This window comes from Leptotrichia sp. HSP-342 (assembly GCF_041199995.1).
In the GTDB taxonomy this organism is placed as follows: domain Bacteria; phylum Fusobacteriota; class Fusobacteriia; order Fusobacteriales; family Leptotrichiaceae; genus Leptotrichia; species Leptotrichia mesophila.
In genome coordinates this window covers 1,657,424-1,670,275 of sequence record NZ_CP165646.1, presented here as the reverse complement: position 1 = coordinate 1,670,275, position 12,852 = coordinate 1,657,424, and the positions used below count along the sequence as shown (strand labels likewise).

The 12,852-nt window shown below is 28.5% G+C and carries 11 protein-coding genes; all 11 read left to right on the top strand.

The genetic code is table 11. The features are described from left to right. Positions 1-278: 278 nt before the first annotated feature. On the top strand, positions 279-659 hold the full coding sequence (locus AB8B23_RS08550) for a hypothetical protein (protein WP_369712392.1): 381 nt from the start codon (positions 279-281) through the stop codon (positions 657-659). Positions 660-687: 28 nt separating this feature from the next. Next, positions 688-2,334, top strand: a complete 1,647-nt coding sequence (gene sppA / locus AB8B23_RS08545) for a signal peptide peptidase SppA (protein WP_369713926.1) — start codon at positions 688-690, stop codon at positions 2,332-2,334. Positions 2,335-2,442: 108 nt separating this feature from the next. Beyond that, on the top strand, positions 2,443-2,796 hold the full coding sequence (locus AB8B23_RS08540) for an arsenate reductase family protein (protein ID WP_369712391.1): 354 nt from the start codon (positions 2,443-2,445) through the stop codon (positions 2,794-2,796). Positions 2,797-2,811: 15 nt separating this feature from the next. Then, positions 2,812-3,129: a hypothetical protein gene (locus AB8B23_RS08535; protein WP_369712390.1), complete on the top strand. Its 318-nt coding sequence runs from the start codon at positions 2,812-2,814 to the stop codon at positions 3,127-3,129. Next, positions 3,119-3,883: a hypothetical protein gene (locus AB8B23_RS08530; RefSeq protein ID WP_369712389.1), complete on the top strand. Its 765-nt coding sequence runs from the start codon at positions 3,119-3,121 to the stop codon at positions 3,881-3,883. Before AB8B23_RS08535 ends, AB8B23_RS08530 begins: the two co-directional genes overlap by 11 nt. A 348-nt stretch (positions 3,884-4,231) precedes the next feature. After that, on the top strand, positions 4,232-4,582 hold the full coding sequence (gene rplS, locus AB8B23_RS08525; protein ID WP_021768283.1) for a 50S ribosomal protein L19: 351 nt from the start codon (positions 4,232-4,234) through the stop codon (positions 4,580-4,582). A gap of 84 nt (positions 4,583-4,666) precedes the next feature. Then, the gene (lepB, locus tag AB8B23_RS08520) at positions 4,667-6,331 is read left to right on the top strand and encodes a signal peptidase I (protein WP_369712388.1); all 1,665 of its coding nucleotides are present in this window, start codon (positions 4,667-4,669) and stop codon (positions 6,329-6,331) included. Positions 6,332-6,417: 86 nt separating this feature from the next. Beyond that, the gene (locus AB8B23_RS08515; RefSeq protein WP_369712387.1) at positions 6,418-6,972 is read left to right on the top strand and encodes a GNAT family N-acetyltransferase; all 555 of its coding nucleotides are present in this window, start codon (positions 6,418-6,420) and stop codon (positions 6,970-6,972) included. Positions 6,973-7,111: 139 nt separating this feature from the next. Next, positions 7,112-10,624: an SNF2-related protein gene (locus AB8B23_RS08510; RefSeq protein ID WP_369712386.1), complete on the top strand. Its 3,513-nt coding sequence runs from the start codon at positions 7,112-7,114 to the stop codon at positions 10,622-10,624. Positions 10,625-10,722: 98 nt separating this feature from the next. Next, complete coding sequence (locus AB8B23_RS08505) at positions 10,723-10,944, top strand: acyl carrier protein (RefSeq protein WP_026748316.1); 222 nt, start codon at positions 10,723-10,725, stop codon at positions 10,942-10,944. A 587-nt stretch (positions 10,945-11,531) separates the two neighbouring features. After that, the gene (gene fabF / locus AB8B23_RS08500; RefSeq protein ID WP_369712385.1) at positions 11,532-12,764 is read left to right on the top strand and encodes a beta-ketoacyl-ACP synthase II; all 1,233 of its coding nucleotides are present in this window, start codon (positions 11,532-11,534) and stop codon (positions 12,762-12,764) included. The last annotated feature ends 88 nt before the right edge of the window (positions 12,765-12,852 follow it).

Here is a 12,852-nt window from a genome sequence, read left to right as displayed (position 1 = left end):
TTGCAGGATTGCTCATTGCCGCAAATCCTGCACCTATGGCTAGACTACGACTTTTATTCGCCCAACTACGAAACTCCTCCTTTCAGTCGTCAGACAGTCGTAGTTGAACAAATAAAAGCTCCGTCAACTTTTTAAATTTAGATTTTAATTATATGGGAATGAATACCTTAATGAAAAATTTATATTAGATTCATTATTTAAATTAGAATTAGTATAAATAAAAAATTATTAATCTGAATATAGTGTCATGAGATAAAATTTTTGATAGGAGTAATAAATTGAATAAAAACAAAAAAATAAAATTTCCAGATTGGATGTCGTTGTTTCCGTTTTTTATTTCACAATTAATATTGTATCCGATAGCTTTATATACAAGAAAAGTAATAATAGAAATTAATAGTGCTAGTCCGATATTAGTATTTTTGCTTCATTTTTTTGAATTGGTAATATTTTTTTCAATAACTTTAATTTTGCCATTAATAGTGTTTTTCGTACTTGGAGTAATGTATGATTTTGAAATTAGGATGAAAAATGTATTTTATATTTTGGGGAGTTTAATATTGATGTATATTTTTTTGACATTAATTTTCAATATGAAAGAATTGTTATTGTTAATAGGATGTTGTATTGTATTTGGATTGGGATTATTAGTGAAATAGTTTAAAAGTAAAAAAGGGAGTTGAGATGATGTTTATTTTGAAAATGTTGTTAGAAATAGTAATAATGCTTATTTTGTGTGTAATTTTAAATTTAATTCTTGTGAAGAAGATTCTTAGAGTAAAAAATAAGAAGAAATTGTCTTTAAAAAAGATAAAAACTGTTGTATTTGATGTTAAAAAATTGAAGGAAGATGTGGCTATGCCAGCATTAAAGGGGAAAGAGAAATTATCGTATTATCAAATATTGCAAGGGTTAAATAATCTTGCGGAAGATAAGAATATAAAAAAAGTGATTGTTGATGTAGATAAGTTAAATTTGACACTTTCACAGCTGGAAGAGATTTCTAAAATTTTTGACAAGATTAGGAAAAATAAGGAAGTAGTGGCAATAGGAACGCTTTTTGAGGAAGGTCGATATAGACAGGCTTTACTTGCGGATAAGATTTATATGTTTGACACAAGGCAGTCAACTCTTATTTTTAGAGGATATTTTCATAAGGAATTTTATTTGAAGTCGTTTCTGGAAAAGTTTGGGATAAAGATGAATGTGCTTCATATTGGTGATTATAAGGTGGCTGGAGAAAAATATAGCCATAACCAAATGTCAGAAGAAAAAAAAGAATCAATTAAAAATATAAAAGATAAAGTTTTTAAAGATTTTGTGGAACTGGTAAAAAGTAAAAGAGGAACAGATATTGAAAATGATATATTGAGTGGGAATCTTATATTTACTGGGTCGAAAAAGGCTTTGGAATATAAATTGATTGACGGTGTTGCTGATTATGATGAAATTGGGATAAATTACAAGGAAGATACTGTTTCGATTGAAGATTACATAGGAATGTTGAAAGAAAAAAAAGAAAAATCAAAAGATACGATTGCTGTTATAAATCTTGAGGGTATTATTGATGTGAAAAATCCTAACAAAAATATTACCTATGATAATGTTTGTGAAAAACTTGAGGAATTAAAAGAAATAAAGAATTTGAAAGGGTTGGTGTTAAGAATAAATTCGCCTGGCGGGAGTGCTTTAGTTTCTGAAAAAATATATAAGAAATTAAAAAAATTGACTGTGCCAATATATGTTTCAATGGGAGATGTCTGTGCAAGCGGTGGTTATTACATTGCTACAACTGGAAAAAAATTATTTGCGAATAACTTTACTTTGACAGGCTCAATCGGTGTTGTTATGATGTATCCTGAAGTTGCAGGAACAATGAAAAAGTTAGACGTTAATTTGGAAGGATTTGGAAAAGGTGCTGGCTTTGATATGCTGAATCCGTTTGAAAAACTAGGAGAAGATTCAAAAGAGAAATTAATCCATAATATGAATGAAGTTTATGGCGAGTTTAAGGAACATGTAATGGTAGCCAGAGGAATGAATGATGAGGAACTTGAAAAAATTGCACAGGGGAGAGTGTGGATTGGAAGTGAGGCCAAAAATATCAATTTAGTTGATGAAATTGGAACTCTTGAAGATTGTATAAAATCAATGGCAAATGATTTGAAACTGGATAAATATAAAGTGCAGATAGTGGAGTTAACACAAACTTTAAAAGAAACTCTGTCAGATATAAAAATGCCGTTTGTATCTGAGGAAATTAGGGAAAAGATTGAATTTTTTCAAGGAAATATGAATCAAGTTTTGTATTATGAGAGTGATATTGAATTGTGAGAATTTTTAATTTATAAAAAGTAAAAAAAGTATAAAGGAAATATTGGAAAAAAATATTAATCTGTTAATTAATTTAAATTTTAATAAATTACGAAAGGAAGTAAAAAAATGAACAAAGTATATTGCTACCCAAGATGCACAACTTGTAAAAAGGCTGTGAAATGGCTGGAGGAAAATGGGATTGATTACGAATATAAGCACATTGTGGAAGAAACACCGTCGAAGGAAGACATTAAGAAATATTATAAAGAAAGTGGATTGCCGTTAAAAAGATTCTTTAATACAAGCGGGAATGTTTACAAAGAGCTAAACTTAAAGGAAAAATTGGCAGATATGTCAGAAGATGAACAGTTTGAATTACTTGCAAGCAATGGAATGGTATTAAAAAGACCACTTTTGGTAGGGAAGAATTTTGTGCTGGTTGGATTTAAGGAAGCTGAGTGGGTTGAAAAATTGAAATAATTTAAAAAATTAGAAATGATAAAAAAACTTCCGCTAACAGGAAAGCATTATGAATTAGGATATGGAAATATTATTAAAAAGGATACATGGTTAATGAAAACTAAAGAAGGTAATTTAAAAGAGGCTCCTTTTGAAGGCTTAGGAAAGTTAGGCTGGGTAGAAGAGTACAGGACAGTTGGTATAGGTGGAAAAACTGAAGATGAGGCTAAAAAAAGCACAGGACCAAGTTTAGATGGTAAAGGAAAGTATAATTTGGATGGCGATATCACAGAAAATATGCTGAGAATAGAGTATAAATTAAGATTGAGAGGTGCATATCAAAATGAATTTTAAATTAATTAAATTAGTAATATTATTAATATTCTTTTCTGTAAATATAGGCTATTCTTCTACAGAAGAAATAAAGGACATAGATGAAAATGATCCAAATGTATTAAAGTTTTTAAATAAAAGAAATATAGATTTTAAAAAGCCCCCATATGATGAACTCTGGTATAATACTGGACTATTAGAATATTCATTACGTTCTGCTAAACAAACGAAATATTTATTTTTGATGTATTTTAAGACTTTAGAAAAAGTTGATTATCGAATAATAGACAATCGTGGACAAAATTTTTCTATTTTAAAAGATATAACCTTCGATAGTTTGACAGATGCAAATTTTTTGGATACTCTTTATTCTAATATACCACTAAAGCTAAAAAATAAAAAAAGATTCCTTTTTGGGAAAGTATCATCAGTAGGATATGTTAAAGAAAGTATAATGGAAGTGGTGAAACTTGAACTGTATTTTATAAATCCTGATAACACGTTGGAGACCAAAGTATTTTTTAAAACGAAAAACTTAACAGATTTATTATACAAACATTACCATGAACATGAAAAATTGAAAGATGGTTTTGATTATTCTATAAATAGTCCAAAAGATATGGTGACGATAATAACTGGAAATGGAGTAGTGCATAAAGTCAGCGAAGATTTAGAAGGAACAGAAAAAGAATTATATGATTTTGTTATGAATCTTTTTAAGGATGAAATACCAAAAGAATATTTTGAATACAGGGATAAAGGTTATATTAAATAACACTAAATCAATCCGATAACCTATAGCTTGAAATTTATAATTAAATATTGAATAAATGTAGTAATTTGAGAGTTATAATTTTTGAGTTTGAAATATTTAGATTAAAAAAAGTATTTATAGGAAAAAAGAATATGATTTTAAAAATTTTAAAAAAGTTGAAAAATTTTTTGTAATTGTATTGAAAATTAATGGAAAATGTGATAAACTTAATAAGTTATTGAATAAAAGGATATTCCGCTTTTATTGTTGCTACCAGTTTTGTAAAGGATTTATAAGCAAGAAAAGTTTTTGAATCGGTGAGATTGGTATAGATAGAAAGAATGTCTTAGAAAGAAGGGAGTGAATTTCTTGAAAGAGAAATTAATCGAATTAGTAGAAAAAAATTACTTAAAGGCTGATGTACCTCAATTTAAAGCAGGGGATACAGTTGCAGTTCACTACAAAGTAAAAGAGGGAAACAAAGAAAGAATACAGGTTTTTGAAGGTGTAGTTATTAGAGTTTCTGGTGGAAGTGTTGCTAAAAACTTCACAGTTAGAAAAGTATCTTCAGGAATCGGTGTAGAAAGAATCATTCCTTTAAATTCTCCATTAGTAGAAAAAATCGAAGTTAAGAGAATTGGTAAAGTAAGAAGATCTAAATTATACTACTTGAGAAACTTATCAGGAAAAGCTGCTAGAATTAAAGAAATTAGAAAGTAGCTTCAAGGCTAGCAAAATGCTAGCTTTTTATTTTTTATAAAAACTAAAAAATTTAAAAATTATAAATTTAGGAGAGGAAAAATTATGAATATGTTATTGTGGGGAGTATTTTATCTTATTGCAACGTTATTTCTGTTATTTTTCTTTTTTAAGGAAAAACAGGTTATACATTGGATAAGAACTAAAGAAGATGAAATATTGCAGAAAATTTCACTTGAGAGAAGCAATGGAAGTTTTGTTGCAGGGAATATATTGACAATAGTTGCATTAATTATTACATCAGTATTTTTTGTGATTGTTGATAAAACACCAGATTCTGATATTTTTATAAAAGTTTGGGGAATTTATGGAGTGTTTATCATAAATTTAATAGTTTATGTTCTAAGAAGAGAGCATGAATGGATTTTTTTGCTTAATCTTATAATGTTGTTTTTGAGCAGATTGATGTTTAATATTATGGATATAAATTTTCATATTTATTTGGGAATAAATGTTGTAATTTCATTGATTCTTATTTATTTGTTTAAAGATTTACCAAAAGAAAAAATTGATGAACAAATGATTTTAAAGGAAGCTGTGTATGGAAATAAAAAAATGGAAAAGATATTGACTGAAGCAAAAGTAAAGAATGAGAGCACAGAAGAAATTTTTAAAAAAATGTTTCCAAAGGAAAATATTACAGTAGAAGAGAGAATTAAAAGAGAAAAAAGAAAAAGAAGTACATTTGGGAAAGCACTTTCAAGAATTGATAATGCTCTAGTTGCGATTATTTTAGTGGGACTGATACAAATGTTTTATATAGGAAATTATGTAATTCCTACAGGTTCAATGGAACCTACAATTAGGATTCAAGATAGAGTTTTTACAAATATGGTTAAATATCATTTTTCACGCCCTAAAGTTGGACAGATAATTGCCTTTAAAGAGCCGATGGAAAATAAATTGATGTTTACAAAAAGAATAGTTGGAGCAGCTGGGGATACTTTACAAATTGCAAAAGGGAAAATGACGATAACAGAGTTTAAAATTGCAAATCTTGATAACGAACCAAAAATTGAATATACTGGCGATGAAAAACATGACAAACTTGAAGAAGCAAGATATGAAAAAGAGTTACAGGATCATCAAGTTCAAGAAGTTGGTGGAGCAATGATAATAAATGGACAGGAATCAGAAATTTTAAAAAGAATAACACCTCAAAAATTATATTTGCCAGAAGGAATTCTTATGAATAATAAAATTTATATTCCTAAAAAAGGTGATAAAGTAAAATTAGATAAAATTATTGCAATTGATAAGAAATTTTTTGAAGTAGAAAAAGGTGGCCTTGTTGGAGAAATCGACTGGAAGAGTTACTATGATGGAAAAGGTTACAAAAAATTAAGTGGAAAAGAGTTTTTGGATTTAGTAAAGACAGATAAGAATTTCAAAGATATAATAGGAAGCAATGATGTGTATAAAGCTAGTCCTGATGATGTACTAACTAATAAATACTATACGTTTACTTTAAAAGTTGAAGGTAGAGATGAAATGGTTATGCCAATTATGGACTTTAAGTATAATGATGAATTGTTTAAGAAGTTGTTAAATGGAGAAACCATAACACTTGATACTAATTATTACATGGCTATGGGAGATAACACTGCAAATAGTCACGACACAAGATACTTTGGACTTGTAGCAGAGCCAAGAATTAAGGGTGAGTTGCTTGTAAGATGGTGGCCGTTGACTAGAATTGGGCTATTATAATTTAAGAGCATTTACATTTATAAGTGTATTTGTTTTTAATAATTAAAGAAGAGTTTGATAAAGTTAAAGAAAAGATGGAGAATAAAATGAAAAATATTGTCGATGAATTGGTTAAAATTCATAATGAGAACTTTAAAAATAAAGTTGAAGATAAATATTTTTCTGAAATGATGTTAAGTGAGCAGTATGAGATATACTGCTTATTTAATTTTATGAGAGAAAATATTTTTATAGAAAAATTAAAAAAAGAAGATAAAAATAAAATTTTTGAAAAAAGTCAAAAAGAAAAAACAGATTTTGGTAAAAATGAAAAATTTGAAAAAAATATGTTGGGATATGTCGCATTTTATGGTACAATAGAGAGCATAGATATTTTTGAGATAGCAATAAAAAAAGAATATCAAGGACAAGGTTTTGGTGAAAAATTGTTAATTGAAAGTATGAAAAATTTGATTAAGGATAATGAAAATAAAAGAATTAAAAATATACATTTTTCAGGAGATAAATTTTTGCTGGAAGTTAATGAAAATAATGAAAAAGCACTAAAACTTTATAAAAAAATTGGATTTGAAGAAATTTCTATAAGAAAAAATTATTATGGGAATAATGAAAATGCAATAATAATGATGAAATCTATTTAAATTTAGATTTTAAAATTCTGAATAGTTTTTTATTATGTCATTAATTTTTTGATAGAATAACGGAATCTATTGGGGGAATTGTAAAAGAGGAAAGTTGAGAATTAAAAGATTTTTTTTAAAAATAAAAGTAGGGAGAGATATGAGAGAGAATAGTATTTCGTTAGAATTGAAAAAACAGATAACACCAAGCATTTTTGTAATTGGACAGGAATATTATAATAAAAGTTTGGGGAATATAACTGCACTTTTCGCTGACGGAAATTTTATAACGGTGGAAGGTGAGTACAAGGAAAACAGCCTTTGTAAGACATCAATTACGGTAGAACAGAAAAAAGGGGAATTTATCGAAGCAAACTGTGATTGCATGTTTTTTAAGAATAATAAGAAAAATTGTTGTAAACACGTTGTAACTTTGGGGATGATGGCAGATCATTCAGAAAAAATTTCAAAAGTTATTGGGACAGATGAAATTGAAATGATGTTTGAAGATGATTTTGAGGAAGACAATAAAAAAATAGCTAAAATTAAGGAAAAAGAGCAAAATATTAGAACTGAAAAAGCTACTGTGAAAAATTCAGAAAATGATAATAAAAATAAATCAAGACAGAGATTAAAACTAAAAAGTGAAAATACAAAAAAATTAGATAAAACAGCTGAAACTTTTGAAAAAGAGGAAAATATTCAAAATGGTGCATTTACAAATTTTGATAAAAAAAATAAAAATTTGGAAATTAAATTTGAAACAATTGAAACAAATACTGAAAAAGCTGTAAAAGATGAAATTGAAAAAGAGAATATAGATTTTCAAAAAAAGAAAATAAATGAGGAAATATTGGAAAATGTTGAAAGTATTTCTAAAAAAATTAATGAAATTTATAATCTTCATCTAGAAATCGAAAATATTCAAGCTGATGAAAAACAGGAAATGAGACTGGAAATAGAAATTGATGAAGGAAGTTATAGCGACTATAAATATGGGTATGACTATAATCAGGAAAATAATGTGCCAGACTATATTTTGCGAATAAAGACAGGATTTAAGAAAATATATTATGTAAAAGATATTTTGAAGTTTATTGAGGCTATTGTGAAAGAAAGGGAATATGAAGTTACATCTAAAATTACTTACAGCCCTAAGAACTGTTTTTTCAATGAAACAAATAAAAAAATAATCAATGCAATTTACGAATACAGCAAAGAGATTCAAAGTGTTATAGATAGCGGAATTAAAGATAAAAAAGGTTTGAAAGTATATGAAATGCTTTTAAACAAACTGCTTGTAGCTATGGAAAAAGGAAAAAATCTTATTTTGTTAGGGGAGCAAAAACAGATAATGAGCAGTTATGAACCTTTATTTGTAGTCGAAAATGGCAGAATTATGATGAGAAATATAGAAAAAATCTCGGAAAATAGCCCATTTTATTCTTTTTCAAATGATACAACGAAAGTCTTTAAGATGGATGCGAATGAGGAAAGATTTTTTGGGAAATTTGATTTTCTGGATACAGATTTATTTAATCAGATTTCGTTTGAGGATAATCAGAAGCTGGGAGCAGTTTTGAGATATGAGAATGTAAATGTTGCTGAATATATTGAAGAAGATGGAAATATTCATATTTTTGTTTCAGAAACTGATGAAAAGGAAGTAGTGAAGATTAATCTGTCAAATACTATTTGTGCAATAAATAAAAATGGAAAATATTTTATTCCAAGAAAAAATATAGACTTATTTAAGGAATTAAGAAAACTTGTAGAAAGTTATTCGGCTACAAATATGGAATTAACCGAAGGGACTTATAATGTTAACTATGAAGGACTAGGGAAAATTTCAGAATACATTGATAAAAAATATTCAGACAAGGTAAAAATTCATTTAGACAATAAAATAAAAAGCGCAAGAAATATAGATGTCCATATTGGAATAAAAAGAGTCGAAAATAACTTTTTGAATGTCAGCTTTGATATTGAGGGAATAAAGGCTGATGATGTTGAAATTGTGATGGAAGCAATTAAAAATGAGCAGAAATATATAACGCTTTCAAGTGGTGAACTTGTAAAAATTGCCAATAAAAGCATTGAAGAACTGGTTGGAATTACAGATTCTATTTCTAATCTGAAAGTTGGAGAAAATAAAATTTCTAAAATAAAAGCTCTACAGCTTGCTCAAATTTCAAAAAATATTCAGGAAGAACTTGTAAAAATGGATGAATTTAAGGATTTGTTCCATAAAATAAAAAACCGGCAAGAAATTGAGCCACATAATATAAATGTAAAATTATTTCCGTATCAAAAATTAGGATTTAACTGGCTAAAAAATATGTATGATATTGGATTTGGAGGAGTTCTAGCAGATGATATGGGGCTTGGTAAGACTTTGCAGACAATTTCTTTATTAAATGAGATTTATCAAGAAAATAGAAGTTTTTCAGCCTTAATCATTGTACCAAGTTCATTATTGTATAACTGGAAGGAAGAAATTATTAAATTTACAGGAATAAGACCGACCTTGATTGAAGGAACAGCAGGTCAAAGAAAGGAAATTATTTCAAGAAGAACAAGGGGATTTTTAATAACAACTTATCAGGCTTTGAGAAATGATATTGAAGAATATAAGAGCAGAGAATTTGATGTAGTGGTGTTAGATGAGGCTCAAAATATAAAAACTACAACTTCACAGATAAAGAAGGCAGTTATGAAAATCAACAGCAAAGTAAATTTTGCATTGACAGGAACGCCAGTAGAAAATAATATTTTAGAACTATGGTCAATTTTTGATTTTGTAATACCAGGATATTTAGATAATTTGACAAAATTTAAAAAAACTTATAAGGAAGCGATTGTAAATCCAAATTCCTCGAAAATACACAACTTACGTGAAATTATTGCTCCATTTTTACTAAGAAGAACAAAAAAAGAAGTGCTCACAGAATTGCCAGATAAAATCGAATCAAATATGGTTGTAACATTGAGCAATGAACAAAAACAGTTATACATGTCGTATATAAAAAAAGCTAAGAGTGAAATGAAGAAATTTAATGAAAATGATAATAATAGAATGAAAATACTTGCAATTTTAACAAAGCTTAGGCAAATTTGCAATTCACCAACTTTGTTCAAGGAAGACTATAAAGGTGAAGTGGCAAAGATAGAAGTGCTTCGGGATTTACTTCCAGATATCACAGAAAATGGGCATAGATTATTAATTTTTTCACAATTTGTAGGAACTTTGAAGGAAATTGAAAAAGAGCTTGTAAATATGGGAATTGAATACTTTTATATTGACGGAAATGTGAAGTCAAAGGAAAGAGTTGAGATTTGTAACAGATTTAATGCTGGAGAAAGACAGGCTGTATTAATTTCATTGAAAGCAGGTGGGACTGGATTAAATCTTGTTGGAGCAGATGTCGTAATTCATTATGATCCATGGTGGAATATTGCTGTGGAAAATCAAGCAAGTGACAGGGCATATAGAATTGGACAGAAAAAAAGTGTGCAAGTTATAAAACTTGTGACAGAAGGGACGATTGAAGAAAAAATCATAAAAATTCAGGAAAATAAACGTCAATTAAGCGAGAATTTGCTAGAAAGTAAAGATGGAGAGAAAGTCCTTTTTGAAATGAGTGATAAGGAATTAATGGAATTATTAAGCTAAACTAAAAAAATTGCATTATTATTAATAAATTTTAGTTGCATTTTTTACATTCATTTGGTATAATAATTCTAGAAAATTAATATGGAGGTGGCATTATAATGCTAGATAAAATTAAATCAATAGTAGTAGATCAATTAGGAGTAGACGAAGATCAAGTAACTGAAGATGCATCTTTTGTTGATGATTTAGGAGCAGATTCGTTAGATACAGTTGAATTAATCATGGCTTTTGAAGAAGAATTTGACATTGAAATTCCTGATGAAGATGCACAAAAAATTAAAACAGTTAAAGATGTAATTGAATACATCGAATCTAAATAATAGATAAAACTTTTGGGGGACTTTCCCCCCTTTTTTATTGAAAAAAAAATGAAAAAATGTTAAAATAATCTTATTGTAAAAAAGTTATTATTTTAAAATAATAAAATAAATTAATTAACGTAATCTATTTTTAACATATTTAGTAAAAAGTTTTTTTATATTATGGATTATTTTAGTTAATAATTGTTTTTTCTTTTATATTTTTTAACGTAAGGGCATCAGACGCCATGCCCTTACATCCCCGCTTTACGCAAAACTTTCTTATAAAGAAAAAATAAAACTCGATTTTGAATCAAAGTTATTTTAATATCAATAAAATGTATATGATTTAAAATATACTCCAAAATCTCAAACAGTTATTTTTCCTTCTAACGAAATTTTGCTCATTATTTTCAGTATCATAATTATTGTAATTAATTTAAAAACGTCGTGATTGTAAAGGGGATGACGACTGCTCCCCTTTACGTTTAAAAAAAGAAAAATATACAAAAATTAAAGAAAAAATCTTTTATTAATAACAATTTATTTTATAAAACTTAAAATTTGTATTTAGAATTATAAAAAAATAAAAAATGAGAGGTGTATTAATGAGAAGAGTAGTGATTACAGGAATAGGACTGGTAACTCCGTTGGGAACTGGGAAAGATAAGGCTTGGAAAAATTTGTTGGCTGGAGAATGTGGAATTGATAAGATTACACAGTTTGATACTTCAGAGCATTCAGTGCACATTGCAGCAGAAGTGAAAGACTTTGTGCCTGAAAATTATATTGAGAAAAAAGAATTGAAAAAAATAGCTAGATTTTCGCAATTTGCGATTGCGGCTTCTAAAGAAGCATTGGAAGATGCTAAACTTGAAATTACAGAAGAAAATGCTGATAGAATTGGAGTGATTATTGGCTCAGGGATAGGAGGACTGGATGTAATTGAGCAGGAAGTGGAAAAGCTTGTTACTAAAGGGCCTAAAAGAGTATCGCCATTTTATATTCCAGCGGCAATCTTGAATATGGCTTCTGGAAATACTTCAATCTATATTGGAGCAAAAGGGCCTAATAAGACTGTTGTTACAGCTTGTGCTTCAGGAACAAACTCAATTGGAGATGCTTTTCAAGCAATTTTATTAGGAAAAGCTGATGCAATGGTAGCTGGAGGAACAGAAGCAACAGTAACTCCGTCAGGAATAGCAGGATTTGCAAACTTGAAAGCATTGTCAACTAATCCAGATCCTAAAACTGCATCACGTCCATTTACAGCGGATAGAGATGGATTTGTACTTGGGGAAGGTGCTGGAGTGCTAGTGCTGGAAGAATTGGAACACGCTAAAAAACGTGGAGCAAAAATTTATGCAGAAGTTGTTGGATATGGAGAAACAGGAGATGCTTTTCATATGACAGCTCCATCTGATGGTGGAGAAGGAGCGGCAAGAGCGTTTAAAATGGCTTTGGAGCAAGGAAATATTAAACCAGAGGAAGTTGGATACATTAATGCACATGGAACATCAACACCTGCAAACGATAAAAATGAAACACAAGCAATAAAAACAGCATTTGGAGAACATGCGTACAAACTTGCTGTAAGTTCTACAAAAGGTGCGACAGGACATTTATTAGGTGGAGCAGGTGGAATTGAGGCGGCATTCTTGGCACTTGCGATTTCAGAAGGAATAATGCCTCCAACAATAAATTATGAAAATCCAGATCCATTATGTGACTTAGATTATGTACCAAACAAACCAGTTAAAAGAGATATTGAAGTAGGAATGTCAAGTTCACTAGGATTTGGCGGACACAATGCAGTTTTAGCATTTAGAAAATATAAATAATAAAAATATTTTGAAATAACTAAGGGGAGAATAAATATTAATTTTCCCCTTGATTAAACAATAAAAAAATAAGACAGAATTATAGAAA